18 protein-coding genes and 6 pseudogenes are annotated in these 18,700 nt (G+C 29.7%); 18 read left to right on the top strand and 6 right to left on the bottom strand.

All coding sequences use genetic code 11. From position 1 onward, the window contains the following. Positions 1 to 720: 720 nt before the first annotated feature. The 7 genes and pseudogenes from OTBS_RS02345 to OTBS_RS02335 all read left to right on the top strand — a co-directional run bounded on the left by OTBS_RS02345 (position 721) and on the right by OTBS_RS02335 (position 3,992). Positions 721 to 951 carry a hypothetical protein gene (locus OTBS_RS02345; RefSeq protein WP_232488871.1) on the top strand — a complete coding sequence of 77 codons (231 nt, stop codon included), beginning with the start codon at positions 721 to 723 and terminating at the stop codon, positions 949 to 951. Positions 952 to 1,500: 549 nt separating this feature from the next. Next, positions 1,501 to 1,836, top strand: a pseudogene (locus tag OTBS_RS18195) (transposase); the annotation flags it as partial. A gap of 441 nt (positions 1,837 to 2,277) precedes the next feature. Next, positions 2,278 to 2,430 carry a hypothetical protein gene (locus OTBS_RS15915; RefSeq protein ID WP_232488819.1) on the top strand — a complete coding sequence of 51 codons (153 nt, stop codon included), beginning with the start codon at positions 2,278 to 2,280 and terminating at the stop codon, positions 2,428 to 2,430. A gap of 29 nt (positions 2,431 to 2,459) precedes the next feature. After that, positions 2,460 to 2,519, top strand: a pseudogene (locus OTBS_RS18190) (DUF4102 domain-containing protein); the annotation flags it as partial. A 33-nt stretch (positions 2,520 to 2,552) separates the two neighbouring features. Continuing rightward, positions 2,553 to 2,939 carry a phage integrase central domain-containing protein gene (locus OTBS_RS15910; RefSeq protein ID WP_050897507.1) on the top strand — a complete coding sequence of 129 codons (387 nt, stop codon included), beginning with the start codon at positions 2,553 to 2,555 and terminating at the stop codon, positions 2,937 to 2,939. After that, positions 2,864 to 3,565 (top strand): tyrosine-type recombinase/integrase, encoded by a 702-nt coding sequence (locus OTBS_RS10165; protein ID WP_162097315.1) that lies wholly within the window; start codon positions 2,864 to 2,866, stop codon positions 3,563 to 3,565. The genes OTBS_RS15910 and OTBS_RS10165 overlap by 76 nt, the downstream gene beginning before the upstream one ends. A gap of 91 nt (positions 3,566 to 3,656) precedes the next feature. After that, on the top strand, positions 3,657 to 3,992 hold the full coding sequence (locus tag OTBS_RS02335) for a hypothetical protein (protein WP_011944246.1): 336 nt from the start codon (positions 3,657 to 3,659) through the stop codon (positions 3,990 to 3,992). A 669-nt stretch (positions 3,993 to 4,661) separates the two neighbouring features. Here the strand turns inward: OTBS_RS02335 and OTBS_RS13835 are convergent. Together OTBS_RS13835 and OTBS_RS02330 are read right to left on the bottom strand one after the other, a co-directional pair. Then, positions 4,662 to 4,778 (bottom strand): annotated as a pseudogene (locus OTBS_RS13835) (transposase); the annotation flags it as partial. A 305-nt stretch (positions 4,779 to 5,083) separates the two neighbouring features. Then, complete coding sequence (locus OTBS_RS02330) at positions 5,084 to 6,247, bottom strand: zinc-binding dehydrogenase (protein ID WP_011944521.1); 1,164 nt, start codon at positions 6,245 to 6,247, stop codon at positions 5,084 to 5,086. Between the two features lie 299 nt (positions 6,248 to 6,546). On the opposite strand from OTBS_RS02330, the gene ccmE reads away from it, so the two are divergent. From ccmE to recJ, 4 genes are all read left to right on the top strand, one after another. Then, entirely contained in the window at positions 6,547 to 6,942 is a 396-nt protein-coding gene (gene ccmE / locus OTBS_RS02325; protein ID WP_041621126.1) for a cytochrome c maturation protein CcmE, read from the top strand. A 134-nt stretch (positions 6,943 to 7,076) separates the two neighbouring features. Further along, positions 7,077 to 7,883, top strand: coding sequence for a DUF1189 family protein (locus OTBS_RS02320; RefSeq protein ID WP_232488870.1), 807 nt, complete (start codon positions 7,077 to 7,079; stop codon positions 7,881 to 7,883). After that, a complete protein-coding gene (ruvX, locus tag OTBS_RS02315) occupies positions 7,880 to 8,353 on the top strand; it encodes a Holliday junction resolvase RuvX (protein WP_011944518.1) in 474 nt (157 codons plus the stop codon). Before OTBS_RS02320 ends, ruvX begins: the two co-directional genes overlap by 4 nt. Positions 8,354 to 8,366: 13 nt before the next feature. Then, complete coding sequence (recJ, locus tag OTBS_RS02310) at positions 8,367 to 10,127, top strand: single-stranded-DNA-specific exonuclease RecJ (RefSeq protein ID WP_011944517.1); 1,761 nt, start codon at positions 8,367 to 8,369, stop codon at positions 10,125 to 10,127. Between the two features lie 170 nt (positions 10,128 to 10,297). Here the strand turns inward: recJ and OTBS_RS02305 are convergent, their stop codons facing one another. Both OTBS_RS02305 and OTBS_RS02300 read right to left on the bottom strand, forming a co-directional pair. Beyond that, complete coding sequence (locus tag OTBS_RS02305) at positions 10,298 to 11,053, bottom strand: ABC transporter ATP-binding protein (protein WP_011944516.1); 756 nt, start codon at positions 11,051 to 11,053, stop codon at positions 10,298 to 10,300. Positions 11,054 to 11,081: 28 nt separating this feature from the next. Continuing rightward, on the bottom strand, positions 11,082 to 11,870 hold the full coding sequence (locus OTBS_RS02300) for an MlaE family ABC transporter permease (RefSeq protein ID WP_162097314.1): 789 nt from the start codon (positions 11,868 to 11,870) through the stop codon (positions 11,082 to 11,084). Positions 11,871 to 12,032: 162 nt separating this feature from the next. Here OTBS_RS02300 and OTBS_RS13830 point away from each other — a divergent pair. Further along, a pseudogene (locus OTBS_RS13830) lies at positions 12,033 to 12,128 on the top strand (IS5/IS1182 family transposase); the annotation flags it as partial. A 41-nt stretch (positions 12,129 to 12,169) separates the two neighbouring features. On the opposite strand, the gene OTBS_RS02295 reads toward OTBS_RS13830, so the two are convergent. After that, positions 12,170 to 12,880, bottom strand: a complete 711-nt coding sequence (locus OTBS_RS02295; protein WP_232488869.1) for an RsmE family RNA methyltransferase — start codon at positions 12,878 to 12,880, stop codon at positions 12,170 to 12,172. Positions 12,881 to 13,057: 177 nt separating this feature from the next. Here OTBS_RS02295 and rpsD point away from each other — a divergent pair, with 177 nt between their 5' ends. The 6 genes and pseudogenes from rpsD to OTBS_RS17830 all read left to right on the top strand — a co-directional run bounded on the left by rpsD (position 13,058) and on the right by OTBS_RS17830 (position 17,594). Beyond that, the gene (rpsD, locus tag OTBS_RS02290) at positions 13,058 to 13,681 is read left to right on the top strand and encodes a 30S ribosomal protein S4 (protein ID WP_011944513.1); all 624 of its coding nucleotides are present in this window, start codon (positions 13,058 to 13,060) and stop codon (positions 13,679 to 13,681) included. A gap of 564 nt (positions 13,682 to 14,245) precedes the next feature. Continuing rightward, entirely contained in the window at positions 14,246 to 15,148 is a 903-nt protein-coding gene (locus OTBS_RS02285) for a tyrosine-type recombinase/integrase (RefSeq protein ID WP_410517960.1), read from the top strand. 170 nt (positions 15,149 to 15,318) lie between these two features. Beyond that, positions 15,319 to 15,515: pseudogene (locus OTBS_RS11275) on the top strand (hypothetical protein); the annotation flags it as partial. Between the two features lie 50 nt (positions 15,516 to 15,565). Continuing rightward, positions 15,566 to 15,943, top strand: coding sequence for a TrbI/VirB10 family protein (locus OTBS_RS02275; RefSeq protein WP_011944511.1), 378 nt, complete (start codon positions 15,566 to 15,568; stop codon positions 15,941 to 15,943). After that, entirely contained in the window at positions 15,943 to 16,272 is a 330-nt protein-coding gene (locus tag OTBS_RS02270; RefSeq protein WP_011944510.1) for a hypothetical protein, read from the top strand. Before OTBS_RS02275 ends, OTBS_RS02270 begins: the two co-directional genes overlap by 1 nt. Next, positions 16,253 to 17,594: pseudogene (locus tag OTBS_RS17830) on the top strand (TraC family protein). Before OTBS_RS02270 ends, OTBS_RS17830 begins: the two are co-directional and overlap by 20 nt. Here the strand turns inward: OTBS_RS17830 and OTBS_RS02260 are convergent. Continuing rightward, positions 17,520 to 18,497, bottom strand: a complete 978-nt coding sequence (locus OTBS_RS02260; protein WP_011944509.1) for an ankyrin repeat domain-containing protein — start codon at positions 18,495 to 18,497, stop codon at positions 17,520 to 17,522. The pseudogene OTBS_RS17830 and the gene OTBS_RS02260 sit on opposite strands and share 75 nt — an antisense overlap. Positions 18,498 to 18,700 lie beyond the last annotated feature (203 nt).

The raw sequence follows: 18,700 nt of genomic DNA, 5'->3' as shown, positions 1-18,700 counted from the left end.
TATTGAGCATTACTTGCTTAAAGTTGAAAATGACATACTTAAGAGCTTACTTATTTAAGGATTGTTTTGATATTGTCTGTTACACTTCGTAAAGTGTAACCATCTATATTATGCTGTATATAATCTAATGTGTTAAAAATAACGCAATTATCTTAGTAAAAGTTATTAATACAATAAATATTTATTGTATTAATAACTTTTAATTTTAACTAATTTTATTTTTCAATTAAATAAGAATACTTTATTATTCATAATTTTTTGATTTATTAACTTTTTTAGCTATGGATAGGATTGCTTTTATTATTGTTTTAGAGATATTAAATAATATCTCTAAAACAATAATAACTAAGTTTGAATATTTCAGTTTACTAAAAAATAATTATTATTTTACAATCCTAAAGTTGCACTAAATAATGGTGATATAATATAGCATTAACATAATTTGCTCTATTAGACCTCACTTATAACTAAGTATTAAGATTATTAACTATTCCACAATACAAATTAGAGATACGACTTTTTTGCTAAATACTTATATTATATTAACTATTTTTTTGACATATTTGTTAATTTTTTCTGGTATTAGTGCCTATAGTATTGCGTGTTATATAGTAACATAAATTCTAAATTAGAGGTTTTAATAAATCACTTATGAATTATGTAATAAAATTCCAAGCTCCCTTTGAACGTTTAAAGACTTTTTCTGACAATCCTGATATCTTGCTTAGACGAGCAATAATTCTACAAGCTATCATTGATGCTTCTAATATTTCAGCAGCATCTGAGGCTAAAAAGTATGAGCATGAAGCTAGAATATGGATATTCAGCAATTCAAATTATTTTCAGAGAATATGTTATGAGGCAAGATTAGAACCTGATTTTGTTATTAAAATTGCTAAAGAAGTCATTAAGCTTAACAAAAAAAAACTCAATTTGAAGATAAAAATTTGAGAATATAAAAACTTGCAGCAGATGTAAGAACTCATCTTATGCACTAGTTGTAACCTTACTTACTATACTATTACCAATAATTATGCATGTATCCTTAAATCTAAAAAAGGCTTTTATTACCTAGAATTTGATACAAGAAATATCGCATAGGTAGTAAGAGTAAGGATTATAACCATAGTTTAACACTAAAAATAAGGCATATTAAAACTACTAGAGCTAATAAAAAGAAACAAGAAGAGAACTGTGTTATGGTCTATCTAGTGTTGTAATAGGTGTTAGAGTCAATCTATACTTTGCTAGTCAGAACAGCTTTGTGCCAAATTAATGCAATGCGCTCAAGATATATAATCGTTTGCATGATATAGCTAAACCAGTATAAAACAGTTATGTTAGATACTTTTTAAAAAGCATGTCTAAGTCACAGTGATATTTCATTCTGCTTAATTTATCTTGAAACGCCAAATTAGGATAAATGTAGAGAATAAGAGGTATACAAAGAGAGAATGTTGAGTTATAAAAAAAATTTAAATAAACAAGGAATAACCCAACATAAAAAAATGTATTATAACAGTATACTATTTAATAGACAATTTTTGCAAGATATATCAAGAGTGGGAGAGAAAGAGATCAATACCAAGTAGTAATCAAAGGAACAAAGATGGGAAATTGTCCTTAGCTGAGTTATTAACAATAGCGATATATTTTTATTTATCTCCATGCAAGGATTGTAAAAATTATTATCTATATTACTTGAGTTATAAGTATAAAGGATACTTTTGCTTACCAAGCTATAGTAGAATAATACAACTATTACCTAGAATGTTGCTACCATTAGCCATATTAATGCATTATCTGAAAGGAGATGAGACTGGTATATATTACATACCTTTCATGTTTAAGATGATTTAACTAACTAGAAGAAATAAGTTAGATTAAGAGCTATTATGAGCTTTATAAGCTTTATAAAATCTGCTATGTAGTTTATTCTCGTTTGAGTTGATACATGAATTTAACTGTAGCTGTATTAATATTATTTGTCAATATGACAATAATATCTTGATGTTAATTGCGGAAATATAACGTAAATTTATGTCTAATATTTGGCTAGTTGAAGTGCTAATTTTTAATCCAGCAACTTGAATTTATAGTTGATAAGCTTAGAGTAACCTTCAATTGATAACGTCGCTTAAAAATATTTTTTATTTTTACAAAAGTATTTGCTATTCAATAAAAACCATACTACAGACTATAAGTTTAAGCTAATTTTAAAAATTAATAAGTTATTATTTAATTACTTCAATTTTAAATTAATGAAGGGTGATAAATATGCCAGTAAAAGTATTTAAATTTACACAAGCAGCATTAAATAAAATAAAAGTACCAACCAAAGAAGAAAAAATAATCAAGTTTAGAGATATAACACAAAGGAACTTACTGTTTATAATATCATATACTGGATTTAGAAGACTATATTTATGAATAAACATTAATGGCATGTATTATAAAAAATAAAAATAGGAGATTTTCCAGATCTAACGGTAGCAGAAGCTAGAAAAAAGATACAGCAGTTAAAAAGTGATATTGCTAAAGGAATAAATCCAATGGATGAAAGACGGAAGATAAATAAAGAAAGAAGAGAAAAAAGAGAGAAGAGGCTTAAATTAAAGAATGAACTAACATTCGGACAGGTGCATGTAAAATATACTGAATATAGTAGTCTTTATCATAAAAGTTGGAAAATAATGGCTCAAAGAGTAAAGAGATATCTAGAATCTTTATACAATACAAAGATATCTGAGATTACCAAAGAAGATATTCAGAAGCTTTTTGACGAAAAAACAGCAAAGAAACACTATGTAACAGCAAACAGTATTCTAAAACTGTTAAGCCCTATATTTAATAAGGCTATAGAGTGGGGATTATTAGAAAAGAATCCTGTATGTGGAATAAAAAGGCACAAGCACAAGAATCAAGATCTAGATATGTAACAAATGAAGAAATGAGAAGACTTATGGCCGTGCTAAAAGAAAAGGGAAATAGTCAATTAACAGAATCGCAAAAGCGAGCAGAACGATCAGGAAAAATTTTTACATTTATAAGTTTATTCACTGCAGCACGTAAAAGTAATGTATCAGGAATGAGATGGGACGAGATAAGCCTTAGCGAAAAAATATGGTGTATACCAAAAACTAAGAGTAAAAATGGTAAAACTCTATATATAGGGTTAGCTGATAAATTAATAGAAGTATTGCAAACCAGAAAACTATGCTCAAAAAGTGAATGGGTATTGCCAAGTTCAGCAGACAATAGTAAACACATATCAAGTTCAACAATGCATCGAGCATGGGCTAAGATTCGAAAAAAAGCCGGAATACAGAATGTAACAATACATGATCTTAGAAGAACGTTTGCAACTTGGATGAAAAATAATGGTGAAACACTAGATACAATATCTCAAATATTAGGACATAGTAATACTAATATAACTAAAATTTATACTATACATAGTTTAGATAAGGCAACAATTGCTACAAATAAAGTTGTCGAAAATATGCTGAGTATATTCGGTACCAATGTTTGTTTGAACGAGATACTATCTGGAATAGTGCCATAATTAAGTTGCGGAGAAGAAAAATTGACAACAACTTAGCTAAGTAGTTACTCTACATTAGATTTTGTAAATTTTTGAAAATCACAGTAGTAGCATGAGAAATCTCATGCTACAATTGAGGCTGAAGGTGATTATACAAAATCAAAAATTATGTTGGGCATTATCGAGGCCGTTGAAGTATATGGGTTTGAGCATTGACGAATGGGGAGTAGTGCTAGCTGGAGTAGCTCCAGGAATTGTACTACTAAACAGCAGGCATGCTAAATTAGGCCTAGCCTTTATGGTTGGAGGAATTGCTCTATGTTATTGCTTTAAGAAAATTAAGAAGGTATCTGAGAATTTTTTGCTAAAAAGTTTTTTAGTAGCTAAAGGTTTATTGCCAGCTCCATTAGGATATCCAAGGCTTTTGGGCAAAAAAGTTGGCAAGTAATGAATCATCTCTTTAAGTAAAATGCTATACAAGAGCTGGTTAAATATAATAAATGCTTACTTTCAGTAACTATATTGCCTAGCTGCAGCTAATATAATTGCAGCCATTATATTATATTAGCTGCTCTCATATTTATCTTTATATATCACTCTACCTTCACTTGGAATCTTAATTTTTCTTAACACTACTATTGTAAATCTTAATAAATATTGCTGCAATACTCAACTCCCATATGTTTTGGACAAAATAATCAACTTATAATAACTTAGCCTATTAATTTTAATATTCAGTTAAATATTGACATATATTATGTATATTATGACTTTTTTTATGGTAAATAATTTTGTAACATTTTAGTTTGAGTTAAATAACACTATATCCAATCTAAAGTTGAATACAGTTTATCAATTCTAAATTTCAGTTATTAAGTTGAAAATCAATTCCTGGATTTAAATTTTCTGATGTGATATTGCTTGTGTTTTTTAGTCTATTAGCAATTTAGCAATATTGAAATAATTCTTATACAGTTACAGTTAACGATCGAATATTAACTAAATAAGTTAACACACACGCTAATAGCAGATTTTACAAAGTTTGCAAGTTAAGAAAAATTAACTTTTTCTGCTTCTTTTTTTAAGTTATCCTTTTTTACTAAAAAAATAATAACTGATCTAAATACAGATGTTTTTTTAATACATTAAATACAGACTCAATTAAGGAAAATTTATTCAATAAATACTTATCTTCTATATCTAATAAATATGTTTTCATATCTTTACAAAGATTGTACGATGTAATGATACAATTAACCTAGTATAAAACAGTTATGTTATATCCTTTTTGAAAAGGGCATCTAAGTCTTAGAACAGTAATATTTCATTCTTCTTGATTTAGCTTAAAACAATTTTTTCTCAATAGGATTTAAATCAGGATAATAATCGGCAAATACCCTAATATAGCTAACACCTACTATAAAACAATTATAATAGTTTAGCTATATTAGAAGATAGGATTATATAATAATTACCAAAAAAGTATTAGCGAATAAAATATGCAATTAATAAAATAATTTTAACGATTAATAATTTATTTTATAACAGTACAATTTTAGTGCCTAAATTTCTATGATTTTCTATATCATGCATTGCTTGTACTACGTTATCAAATTTGTAAATTTGATTTGCTTTTTTAGGTAATACTCCTTTTTCTATTAGAGCAAATACTTCCAGAGCACTAAGCAAAAGCTCTATATTATCTTGTTTATAATACTGTAATTGTGGCATTGTAAAAAATAAAGATTTTTGAGTTAGTAATTGCGGATCAATTGTATTAACGCTACCGGTAATTTGACCCAAAAGAACCATTAATCCAAACGGCATTAAGCAGTCAATAGATTCTAAAACAGTTTGCCGTCCTAAACAATCATAAACTACATTAACTCCTTTATTATTAGTAATTTCTTTTACTTGATTTACCCAATCTGGATTATTATAATTTAATATATATTCACATTCAAGATTTTGAAGAATAGATTTCTTTTCTTGGTCATCATTGCCTATAGTAGCTATTGCTGTAGCTTTATATTCTTTTACAAGTCTAAGCATTGTTTGGCCAACAGCGCTACTAGCAGCATGAATTAGTATAGTCATATTTGGCTGTACATAAAAAGTTCTTCTCATCAAATAATGAGCAGTCATTCCTTTAACTAAATTTGCTGCTGCTGCTTCATCAGATATAGAATCTTGAATTTTAAAAACATAGTTAGAATTTATTGTTCTATATTGGCTATATGCTCCATCTGTAACGGTACAATAGCCAACTCGTTGTCCTACTTGAAAATCTTTAACTAATTTTCCTATTTTATGCACTATACCAACTGCTTCTATGCCAGGTGTGATTGTAACAATATTACTAAATGTATTATTTGATGCAATATTATTATCACTGCTTACTTGAGTAGCCTGAGTAGCCTGAGTAGCCTGAGTAGCTTGATTAGAAGGATTATGTAAAAAAGACTTAATTGCTTGCTTGATGTTGCTGTATACTCCAAACGACTTCTCATTATTTGTTATAACTGGTTTAGATATAGAAACTAGAGTTTTTTTATAATGTTCATAATCTTGAAAATTAATTCCGATAGCAGTGTGTTTAATTAGTATTTCGTCATCTTTTGGAGTAGGAATATCTGCTTCAACTAATTCAAACCTTGGATTACTATTACCATAAGTTATACGATATAATTTTTGTTTATGCATAATATTAAAATTTAATTTATTAATTTGCTTTTTGTAATTAAATATTTTTAATTTTAGAGAATAGTGTGCTTAAAATTATTGCTTTCGATAATTACCATTTGATATGCAAACATTTTACGTGTTCATATAGAAATATCAAATATATGTTGTTAGCTTGTTCAATAATATATATATTATTAGCATTGTGTATCAATTTATTATACATTTATGATTCATATAGTAGCTTCTTATGGCATTAGTTTTACAATATTAGTTATTTTATTTATAGCTTCATTTAGTCGATATTTGGAAACTATTAAATGTATTTCAAAATAAATTCTAGGTTTAGAATTGTTTTTTTGCTTATTTTAAGTATTAGTTGTGGTGTATTTTTAATTTTACGTGCATTTTCTCAGAACATAATTTTTTTCTATACTCCTACAGTAATACTTTCGCAGAGCAAGGAAGGAGTAGTCATTCGAGTTGGTGGTAAGGTTAAACATGGATCAGTTAATAAAATTTCTCCTAATGAAAATAAATTTATAATCACAGATAACACAAGTGAGTTGCAAGTTTATTTTAAGGGAATATTACCTCCTTTATTTAAAGAAGGGCAAGAAGTAGTTGCTAAAGGATATATGAATCAAAAACTATTTATAGCTGATGATTTGTTAGCAAAACATGATGAGAGATATAGGCCTCCTGAAAGTGAGTAAATATTAAATTAATATTTATTTTTATAATGATATGTTTTTGCATTAAGCTGTATTTAATAAACTATTGTCTTATGATAACTAACTTTATTAGTAATATAATAAATCCAATAAAACTCATTATATATAACCTTTATATGGCAGTTTGGAATCTGCATTTCTATAATGATATTAGGAAAAGATATATTGGTTATGGATTTCGTTATATTACAGCAATAGTATGTTTAGGAGCAATAGCTTGGTTATTTGTTAAATTAAGCATGTTTAAGGATGTTAATGATTATTTAACCAAAAATAAATTAGATTCACAAACAGGGTTAATAATTGCTAATATACTTAGCAAGTGGCCAGAAATATACTATGATAATCAACAAATTTCATTACTTGAACCTACGCCATATTTGATTGAAGACGACAATCGTACAATATTGATTGCTATTGATCCTGAGTCGAAGATGAAAGGAGCTGAAATATCTAATATCTTGATTGTTATGGCTAAAGATAATATTCAAATAGTAGATCATTCAACTGGCCGTACTACTAAGATTTTTTATAATTCAATCTTAGGCAATAGAAAATTGCTAATAGATAGCTCATATGTTAAAAACTTATTAACTGAAGCTTTACAAAAAAAATATAATATAATCTTATTATGTATTCTAATGCTATACCCATTAGTTGTGCTAGGTTTTTTAATATTTATAGCATTTAAAAAAATTATAATCATAGTAACTATTGGCACTTTAATTAATTTTTTTATACAATGTTGTTCATTTAAAGATATCTGTAGGCTTGGAGCCTTTTCTTCAGCTCCAGCAATATTAATTGCTATTATGATAATTGCTTTTAATCCAAAATATTTATGGATTAGTGATTATGTACAAATTTGGTGTAATTTTATTGCAATCTCAAGTCTAGTAAAATCAGAAAAAACAACTGTATGATTATTAATAGCATAAGTGAGTTTCTTCAAGCTGCTGATATCAAAAAGCAAATTTTAGGTATAGATTTTGGTGAAAAAAAAGTTGGAGTTGCTATTTCTAATATTGAGCATACTGTTGCAATGCCATTACAAACTATACTTGCTACTAACCAGGATCGTGTTAATAAAATACAAGAAATTGCTGTAGCTTATAACATTGGAGCTATAGTGATTGGTCTGCCATTTAAGCTTGATGGTACTGAAACTAGTCAAACTCACAGAGTGAAGGACTTTGCTAATAAGTTAGCTAATAAATTATTACTACCAATATTTTTATGTGATGAAAGGTTAACATCGAAGGCTGCAAATAATTTGCTTAAAATAGGGAATATCAAGAGAAAAGTCCGTAATGCTATAGATGATAGAGTTGCTGCAAGTATTATACTTGAAGGCGCATTAAAACGAATGCAGAATTCTAAAAGTTATTTTTAAGAAAACATAAACTATGAATACCATAAATGAAAAATCTGTACTTGGTAATTATTGGAATAAAACTGAGTTTGATGAGTATATCATAGAAACTATTAGGCAAAAACATGGAGTAAGTGATTTTTTAGCAAAATTATTATATGCCCAAAATATTGATTTAGAGCAAATATCATACTTTTTAACTCCAACTATTAAGGATGCTTTACCTGATCCTTTTCATTTACTTGATATGGATAAGGCAGTTAATAGAGTTATTCACGCAATTAACCAGCAGGAGCATATATGCATCTTTGGAGATTATGATGTTGATGGGGCTACTTCTTCAGCTTTATTGAAAAACTATTTTTGCGAATTAGGTATAGAACCAATTATATATATACCTGAAAGGCTTACTGAAGGTTATGGACCATCAGTATCAGCTATTAAAAAGCTTAAGTCTGCTGGTATTAGTTTAATTATTACAGTAGATTGTGGTACTAGTGCGTATGAAGCTTTAGCTGAAGCTAAAGCACAGCATATAGATGTTATCGTTATTGATCATCATTTAAGTGTTGAGCAGTTACCTGATGCTGTTGCAATAATAAATCCTAATCGGTTAGATGAAACAAGCAAATATAACTATCTTGCAGCAGTTGGAGTATCATTTCTGTTTTTAGTCGCTCTTAGATCTGCATTGCGTAAACTACATTATTTTACTGATAAGTCTGAGCCAAGTTTAGTTAAATATTTAGACTTAGTAGCACTTGGTACAGTTTGTGACGTTATGGCATTAATTGGTTTAAATAGAGCGTTCGTAGCTAAAGGACTTGAGATAATGGCTCAACATCAAAATGTTGGCATAAAAGCATTAGGTTATATGAGTGAAGCAGAATTTTCTTCTGACTGTTACTATTTAGGCTTTGTTTTAGGACCTAGAATAAATGCAGGTGGACGTATTGGAAAATCAGATCTAGGTAGTAAATTATTATCTACAAAATGTCAGATAGAGGCATACAATATTGCCTCTGAATTAGAAAATTATAATTCTGAACGAAAATTAATAGAAAAAGTTATGCTTGAAGAAGCAGTAACTATAGCTCGTGAACAAGCAGATAATAATGTAATTGTTGTTGCTAATCATAAATGGCATCCTGGAGTTATTGGTATTATTGCTAGCAGATTAAAAGATTTATTCCATAAACCAATAGTTGTTATAAGTTTAGACGATACTTTAGGACGTGCATCATGCAGATCGATTAAGGGAATAGATATTGGCAGCAAAATTGCTGAAGCAAAGCTGAAAGGATTATTAATTACTGGCGGCGGACATGCTATGGCTGCTGGATTTACTATTAAACGCGATCTTATTGGTGATTTAAAAAATTTTTTAAATCAAGAATTAGCACTTGATATAAAAAATTTAACTGGTCATAACATTAGAAATTATGCTATAGATCTTTCAATTGCAAGTTTGAACATTAACACTGTTCATGAAATTCAAAAACTTGCTCCATTTGGTAATGGCAATCCAGAGCCAATATTTAAGCTAACTAATATTAAATTAAAATATGCAAGCCAATTGTCTAACAAACATGTTCACTGTGTTTTATCTGAGTGGGGAAATATTAATGCAGTTAAAACAACTAAAGCAATTGCTTTTAACCCTAGAACTCAGCTATTTGATGCTTTGTTAAGCACTTACACTAAACCAATTGATATAATAGGTAATATCAAGGTTAATCGTTGGCGTGGTAGAGAAGAAATACAATTTGCAATAATGGACTTGCTTATCAGTTGATAAAATAACGCTTTTTTGATATGTAAGCTTTATCATCTTATCCGATAAGCTTTTAGCAATAACTAAAGCTACAGATAGATCACTTTTATTAGCTTTTATAATTTTAGCATTGTAAAGTGTAACCTATATAACAATTATTGTTATTAATTTTAATTTTTAATATTATTAATTTAGCTATCGTATTTGATGGGGCCTGTGGTACTACCATAAATAAATTGTTGTACGAATTCATTATTGCAATTTTTAAGATCTTGTGTTTCCCCATGCCAAATTATTTGCCCTTGATAAAGCATTGCGGCATTGTTGGCAATCTTATAAGCGCTATTTATGTCATGAGTAATAATAATAGTAGTTGATTCTAGAGTTTGTTGTATTTTAATAATTAGATTATTAATTATATTAACCATAATTGGATCTAGCCCTGTAGTAGGCTCATCTAAAAAAATTATTTTAGGGTTAGTGCAAATTGTTCTTGCAAAAGAAACGCGTTTTTGCATACCTCCTGACAGTTGAAAAGGATATAGATTTATTATATCTTCTGATAGCTCAACTAATTTTAATTTTTCTATTGCTAGTTGCCTTTTTTCTGATTTAGACAATTTATACAATCTTTGAGCATAAAATGTAATATTATCTTCTACTGATAATGAATCAAATAATGCGCTACCTTGAAATAAAAACCCACAACTTGGCATTAACTTGAATTTCTCACTCAAGGATAATTTAGTTATATCTTGACCATCAATAATAATTTCTCCAGCATCTGGCTTAATTAAGCCAATTATTGTTTTTATTAATATAGATTTTCCTGAGCCAGATCTTCCTAAAATAGCTATAGATTGCTTGGATTTAAGTTCAAGATTTATTTTATTTAGTACTATTTTCGATTTGAACGCCTTGCAAAGGTTTTTAATTATTATACTCATGCAGCTTTTTTTACAGTATTGTTTTATATTATATATATTGAGAAAGTAATAATTCTGTCATTATATAGTTACTTAATAGTATTAATATAGATGAATGAACTACTCCATAAGTTGTAGCAATTCCTACTCCTTTTGCTCCTTTGTCAGAATAGTAGCCATGAAAGCAGCTTGTTATTCCAATAATCATACCAAATACAATTGCTTTAATTAATCCAGAAATTACATCGGTTGATGTTAAGTGATGAATTGTGCTTTGAATATACTCGTAGCTATTGAAGTTAAGTCTATATACTGAAACTAGATATCCACCAAATACTCCAATAACATCACTAGTAAGCACAAGAAATGGTAAAGACAATGTTGTCGCTACTAATCTAGGAGTAACTAGATATTTTATTGGATCAGTAGCTAGTGTAAATAATGCATCTATTTGTTCCGTTACTCTCATAGTGCCTATTTCTGCTACTATAGAAGCACCAATTCTTCCTGCTACAATAAGTCCTACTATTACAGGCCCTAATTCTCTGGTAATTGATGTTACTATTATCATGGGGATGGCATGTATAGCTGACGAACGCACTACTCCTTCATATGTTTGTAGTGCTAATACCGCTCCAGAACAGAGTGATGTTGCTGCGACTATTGGCAGAGAATAGAAGCCAATGTTAATTATTGCTTGTATTGTAATATTGAAATAATAAGGAAGAGTAAAAATTCCTTTTATTGATGCAAAGAGAAAATTTTGAAATAGAATTATATTATAAAATATTTTAATAGTTCTTTGCCCAATTACCTTTAAAGCTAAAATTATATTCATCATTTTATGTTTAAGATGTAATATTAAGTTTATTGTAAATGATATAAGTGAAGTTTGAAAAAAGCAACAGCACTCTGATTTCTTCGGTATATATAATTTTTGAAATAACCAAATCAATTGAGAACTTTATTAATAGACCTCTTTCGAAACTGGTTAACGTAGTTCAAAATTATTGCTGATAAATATTGAAATAGACGTAAAAGATTCGGTCTTAGATTTAATTTGACCTCTGGCATTTATAATTTTGAACTACGTTAACCAGTTTCGAAAGAGGTCTAATATTAATATCTTCGTAATTACTATGCACGCACGTGCATAATTTTTAATAATTGTAACTGCGATAAAAGATATATTGCAGCAGTTTCAGATCTTAAAACATTTCTTCCAATGCTTATCGATTTTATTAATCTTCCTGCTTTCCTTAATATGCTTTGATCCTGTTCAGAGAAACCGCCCTCTGGCCCAATTAGAATTGAAGCTTTAGAAAGTATTGATGCCGGAATATGATGTATTTGTTGTATTTTTTCCTGTTCATTAGCACATAATATGCACTCGGAGTTACTTTGGCTTAAAAAATGCAATAATGTTACTGGAGATGATAGAATAGGTATGGTTAATCGTTCTGATTGTCTGCAAGATTCTATGATGATTTTATTATATTTTTCTGTGTTAAATTTTAGATGTTGAGAATATTCGCTTATGATTGGTACTATGTTTGTTATTCCTACTTGAGTTGCCATATCAATTACTCTGGCCATTCTTTCTGGTTTAATAATACACTGAGCAAGAACTAAATGCGAGTTATTTGCATCAACTTCTTTTGCAACTACTTTAGTTTGATTTATAATTTGCAATAATACTTCTTTGTTGTTATTATGATGAATAATAGCTAAATATTCTCCATTTAGTTCATTAAATACTCTAATTTGATCATTGTTTTTACACCTTAGTACATTGATTATGTAGTTAGCTTGCTCTCTTGAGAGTTTGATAGTACCAGCTTTACTCAATGGTATACTGCTATATATCCTGTGTAATTTTTTAAGTTTCATATTCTAATTTGGAATGTTGAAATGTATTAAATATTGATAATATAAATTAATCAATCGATATTTGACATTTTTATTTTTTTAAATTATTATCTGCTCAAGCAATTAAAATTTTATACTATAGGGGTAGTGTAATTAATGACTAAGGTTATTAAATCTAAATATAAAGTTAGTAGGCGGCTAGGTACTAGTGTTTGGGGGCATGAGAAGGATGCAATTAATAATAAAAATTATAAACCTGGCCAACAAGGCAATTCTTCAAGTATCAGTAAGCCATCAGATTATAGTAAGCATCTTATAGCAAAGCAAAGATTGAAGTCTCATTATGGCCGTATATCAGAGAAGCAATTTAGGAATACTTTCAAGATTGCAAGAAAAAAGAGTGGAAACACAGCTGAGAATTTAGTTGGGTTGCTTGAAAGAAGGCTTGATGCTGTAGTTTACAGGTTAAACATTGCTCCAACAATTTTTGCTGCAAGGCAGTTGGTGAGCCATAAGCATATTAAAGTTAATGGCAAAAAAATTAATATTGCAAGTTATAGGGTTAAAGCTGGTGATTCTATTGAGTTAAGCGAGCAAGCTAAACAAATTCCTATAGTAATAGGAGCAATTTCAAAGAAGGCAAGAAGAATACCTGAATACTTGGCTTTTGATGATGAAAAATTCATTGGTAATTTTATTCGTATGCCATCTTCTATTAGTGAAGTACCATATCCTTTTGACCCGCAAATAAATTTAGTTGTTGAGTTTTATTCTGCTTAGCAGATTAATATGTATAAATCTAAAAAATATATAAGTTTAGAAAATTCTATTATTGTCTTACTGGCTCTAAACTAATTTAATTGATTTCTTCTGGAAAGTAAGCTAGTAGCAATAATAAAAAGCCGCTTACACAATCATATTTTTACATGCGCCCATACTACCCACCTATACAACTAAGCATAAATGAACTAGCTTTGAATGTGCTGAGCATATTACTTGCTTTATACATCATCAAATCACTTCTTTATATAGACCAATAAGTTTGCAGATATAACTAGGTCAAGGCGCAAAAGCAGATCAAGTATAAGGAAGAAGAAAAGTTGATTTTTGTTAACTTCTACACTTTATAGAACCTACTATTAACTTATGTTAACTTTTATTAATATTTTTAATCAAGCTTCAACTTTAACTATATTTGTCAATATAACAAAAAAATTAAGGAGAAAGGTAGAAAATAGGTAGAAAAAAAATTCAGGAAATTGGGGGCCAGTTTTCAATCTAAAGGTTAAGATGATGGTTGAAAAATACATACCAACTCAAGGTTGATAAAAATGTCAACAACAGATAGAAGAAAATGAGAATCGTATAAAAGAAAGACAAGAGATTACATTCAAAGAGCTGTGTTATAAGTATATTGAAGAGTATGCCAAAATATATACTATAAACTGGAAAGAGAATGCTGACAGAGTACATACTTATGCACAAGCATTATATGAAAAAAAGATAAGCAAGATTCGAATGAGTGATATTGAACCAATATTCAATGATATCAGCAAAGAGGGAAAATATGCCACAGCAAATGCATTGCTAGCAACCTTACGCACTATATTTAATAAGGCAATAAAATGGGGATTAATAGAAAACAATCCTACTCTAGGGATAGAGCAGCATAAACTGCAAGCAAGAGAGAGACGTCTAAGTTACGATGAAATGGGTAGATTTTTACAAGTATTATGCGGAGAAGCAAGTCCATTGATAAGAGATTTTGCATTACTAGCGTTATATACTGGAGCTAGAAAAAGTAATGTGTTAGAGATGGAATGGGACAATATAGATTTTGAAAGAAAAATATGGCATATACCAAAAACTAAGAACGGAAAGGCGCAAAATATACCATTAACAGATGAGGCAATGGAAATATTGCAAGCAAGAAAATTAATATCTACAAGTAAATGGGTACTACCAAGTTCTACTAGCGAAAGCGGACACTTATCGCATCCAAATACCGCATGGAAGATAATTTGTGAAAAGGCAAGCATAAAAAATTTCAGAATACACGATCTAAGAAGGACGTTTGCAAGTTGTATGGGGGATGCAGGCGCTGGTCAGTATATAATTAGTGCAGCATTGAATCATAGTGACATAAAATCAACGAGTATTTATACCAAAGTTAGTTTAGAGCCAGTAAGACAATATATGTCTAAGGTGACACAAATGATAAGAGACTGTTCAAGAATTGATATTTGAAATAAATACTGAAATAACATGAAACTTAGCATGAGTAAGAAATGCATGTATGTAAACTAATTATTGCAGGCAAAATCTGTGTTTGAAGATATTTAGCTAATTTAAACATTATAATAGCAGAATGAGAAATCTCGTGCTACAATTGTGGCTGAAGGTAATTATGCAAAATCAAAAATAATGATATTTTTATGTACCCTCAAAATGCAGCTGAAGTTGTAGTTCATGAGTCTGGATTTTTGTTTATTGCTCCACGAGAAGAAGAAAACAAGCTTTATTTAACGGTAATAGGAGAACACAAAACAATAACAATTTGTTCAGTAATGACGTTAATACAAAAGAATTAACAGCGAAACTTTCTAAAAAATAAAGTAGAAATACTAAGAAAAAAATAAAACTAGCTTAAAGTGCTAGTTAAGAATGGCAGCATTAAATGGAGTATTTAGTAGTATCGCTAAATTTCTTCAGGCTAAGGCTATTAAGCCTGATATGACAACAGCTACAATGTTGAATATAGAGTTAAGTGTTGGAGATGCGCTTCAGTCTGGAGCTTACTCTGGAGCTAGCAATGCTTTTGATAAGTTGGCTGATTTTGCTATAAAACGAGCTGATTCCATGAGCCCAGTCATTGTTGTTGCCTCAGGTAGAGTCATAGATGTTGTGTTTAAAAAAGGTTTTGACTTATGCGAGCACAAAAAGAAGTTAAAAAATTCAACTTATGTACCATCAACTAGCCATGAAAAAGTTAATTCTCATAATCAATTTAACCAATCACAAAAGTTAGAGGAGCATTTATAATGAAGCTTTTATTATTGCTATTGGGCTGTATGAGCCTAACCAGCTTCTTTTTCGAAAGTAATTTTGATTGTAAAATTCCTAAAGGGCAAAAATGTAAGTCTTTATATGAAATAAAGAAAATGGCTGCTCAAGGAGTTTTTGACCCTGATAATGTTGAGAAAGTTGAAACATCAAAAGTTAAATCAAAAAGGCGTTGTGTTCTATACTGTAAGCGAGCTAAAGCAGTTCAAGGTGTAGCTGTTGTTAACACTTCACCGAAAAAATCAAAAAAATATCTTATTAATTTATTTAAACCAAAACAGAGCCAAGGTGAACGCAAGCATACATAAGGATTTTGATCGAAAAAGATTCTCTAAACATTTTGTTTATGAATCGTATGATGAGGAGACTCAGCTATTCTTTAATCGTAGCTCAATAGGCTTTGTATTGCTTGCATGCCCATTGGCTGAAGCTAGTGTTTCGGCTCAAAATGAAATTGCTGAATTTCTAAAAAGCGATGAAAATTTACCTGCTGAAAGTAGCCTGCAAGTATTGATGATTGGTAGTAATAATATAGAGAATTTTTTAAGCAACTGGCAGTCATATCGTAAAGGAGAGATATTTATTGAGTTAGCAAATAAAAGAACAGAGTTTTTGCGTGATCAAGCTCAAAAGTCAGGCTCTGTAAAGGATATAGTATTGTTGATTTCAGTAACTATACCTAATTTAAATGCAAATATAGATGATATGATTCGCAGACGGGATGCTTTAAAAGATACGTTTAGGTCCATTGGATTAAGTACTGAAAATGTGAATGCACAGCAATTATTAAAGTTTTTGAGAGTAATATTTGGCTGGCCTGAAGAAGAACATTCAAATATTAACCAGTATGAAATATTGTCTGAACAAATTCTAAGTGGAGATTTTTCGTTATTTGAGAATGATGATTGCGTAAATGTAAATGATGATCAAATATTTATCAGCCTAGAAGCAAGAAAGAGGCCTGCAGAGTGGAAATTATCTGCAAACAGCAGGAGTTGGAGTAGCGCTTTCTAGCTTAGTTAGAGGCATAAAAACTGTTTCTGTAGAGAGTAAAGTATTATTGCCAATCATTGGTGAATGGAAAGGTGATTTAAGCTCTCCAGGTATGTTACTAGATGGTAGACGAGGACAAATAATGTATTGGTCACCTTTTGGTGGAGCTTTATTACCTACATTAAATAAGCATGGAGTAGCTCCAAATGAGAACTTTAACCTTTGTATAGCTGGAGTTCCAGGGTCTGGAAAATCTGTTTTTATGCAAGAATTAATGCTATCGGTTCTAGGAGTTGGTGGTAAGGTTTTTGTTCTTGATTACGGAAGATCATTTAAGCGTACATGCTTGATTCTAGGCGGTAGCTACATAGAATTTGACATGAAAAATCCTGTATCAATTAATCCATTTTCCGAAGTACCAGAAGATGATAGTGCAAAGTCTATAGAGGCTAGATCCGACTTTTTATCTAATTTTCCGTCTATTTTAGCTACTATGGCAGCTCCACAGTATGGAACAAGCGATTTGCAACAACCAATGCTACAGATGGCTTTAATATCTGTGCTATTCTTTCTCATATATAGCATGTGCTCCTCCTGCTTCTGCTTCTACTTCATTAGTGTGTTGAAGTTTTATTAAATCATTATTACTTAAATTCTCTAATATCATCAACTTTAGTTCTGGTGGCAATTGAAGCCAAGATGTAGGACTTTCTTGACGATTATCCTGATTGGATTCAAATATCTCATCTATTGATTCAACTGCTCCATGTAACATCTTAGCTCTTACTTTTCCTTCTTCAACAGCTTCTTCAATTAAGGAAAAGTGCATGTCAAATTTATACATATGTTCTACAATAGCAAGATTATTAGCACATCTTGCTATTGTATTTATATCTTTTTTCAGAACAAACATATCAAAAAAAGAAAAACCACTTGAGCCAACACAGAAAAACTTCATTTGTTTTATTTCTGCATGACATTGCTGTTCGAATGCATTTAAAGAACTTATTTCACTAATAAGGCTTTTACTTTGTAAAAAACCTTGTGAATTAGTATCTACTAACTTAAGATGTTCAATTATAGCACTGCGACTAATTAATAATCTTATTATTTCGAAATATTGCCTTGGATTCTCAGAAAATTTAATCCAAGCTATCCATAAAGCAGTGTCATTAGTTCCACTTAGTAAATTAACATCAGGTCCATGATTTAACAGAAGACGTATAATATCAATGTGCCCATTGGCAGTGGCTAAATGTAATGGAGTATTACCTTTGCAATCTTGTAGATTTGGATCAGCATTATTATCTAATAAAAGCTTGACCATAGGTATGTTTCTATTGTTAGAAGCAACATGTAACGCAGTGTTGCCCCAGTGATTTGTAGTATTAACATCGATTCCATGGTCTATGAGATGCTGTAATAATTCTATATCGCCTTGGCTAGCAATATAAGGCAAGATATGCTTATTTCGAATACTAAAAGTATTCCTTGCAGTAGCATATAATAAACGAGCACGAAGCGGTAAAAACTTATACATAATTCTTCTACTAAAATTATATTATACTTTCAAAAGTTATTACACATTAAATGTTGATATTATTATGTATTAAATGAATAGTAACACAACTTAAAATTGACTTAAACCTCTTACCTTATTAATAGATCTCTTTCGAAACTGGTTGACGTAGTTCAAAATTATTGCTGACAAATATCGAAATAGACGTAAAAGATTCGGTCTGT

The organism is Orientia tsutsugamushi str. Boryong (genome assembly GCF_000063545.1).
Classification (GTDB): Bacteria; Pseudomonadota; Alphaproteobacteria; order Rickettsiales; family Rickettsiaceae; genus Orientia; species Orientia tsutsugamushi_C.
This window is presented reverse-complemented; position numbering and strand designations above follow the sequence as displayed.

Excerpts from the sequence above, each read along its gene's own strand:
- OTBS_RS15910 (WP_050897507.1), top strand. The coding sequence starts at position 2,553 with ATGGATGAAAGACGGAAGATAAATAAAGAAAGAAGAGAAAAAAGAGAG.
- OTBS_RS15915 (WP_232488819.1), top strand. The coding sequence starts at position 2,278 with ATGCCAGTAAAAGTATTTAAATTTACACAAGCAGCATTAAATAAAATA.
- recJ (WP_011944517.1), top strand. The coding sequence starts at position 8,367 with ATGAATACCATAAATGAAAAATCTGTACTTGGTAATTATTGGAATAAA.
- OTBS_RS02300 (WP_162097314.1), bottom strand. The coding sequence starts at position 11,870 with ATGAATATAATTTTAGCTTTAAAGGTAATTGGGCAAAGAACTATTAAA.
- OTBS_RS02330 (WP_011944521.1), bottom strand. The coding sequence starts at position 6,247 with ATGCATAAACAAAAATTATATCGTATAACTTATGGTAATAGTAATCCA.
- ruvX (WP_011944518.1), top strand. The coding sequence starts at position 7,880 with ATGATTATTAATAGCATAAGTGAGTTTCTTCAAGCTGCTGATATCAAA.
- OTBS_RS02335 (WP_011944246.1), top strand. The coding sequence starts at position 3,657 with ATGAGAAATCTCATGCTACAATTGAGGCTGAAGGTGATTATACAAAAT.
- rpsD (WP_011944513.1), top strand. The coding sequence starts at position 13,058 with ATGACTAAGGTTATTAAATCTAAATATAAAGTTAGTAGGCGGCTAGGT.
- OTBS_RS02270 (WP_011944510.1), top strand. The coding sequence starts at position 15,943 with ATGAAGCTTTTATTATTGCTATTGGGCTGTATGAGCCTAACCAGCTTC.
- ccmE (WP_041621126.1), top strand. The coding sequence starts at position 6,547 with ATGTATTTCAAAATAAATTCTAGGTTTAGAATTGTTTTTTTGCTTATT.
- OTBS_RS02260 (WP_011944509.1), bottom strand. The coding sequence starts at position 18,497 with ATGTATAAGTTTTTACCGCTTCGTGCTCGTTTATTATATGCTACTGCA.
- OTBS_RS02275 (WP_011944511.1), top strand. The coding sequence starts at position 15,566 with ATGGCAGCATTAAATGGAGTATTTAGTAGTATCGCTAAATTTCTTCAG.
- OTBS_RS02305 (WP_011944516.1), bottom strand. The coding sequence starts at position 11,053 with ATGAGTATAATAATTAAAAACCTTTGCAAGGCGTTCAAATCGAAAATA.
- OTBS_RS02320 (WP_232488870.1), top strand. The coding sequence starts at position 7,077 with ATGGCAGTTTGGAATCTGCATTTCTATAATGATATTAGGAAAAGATAT.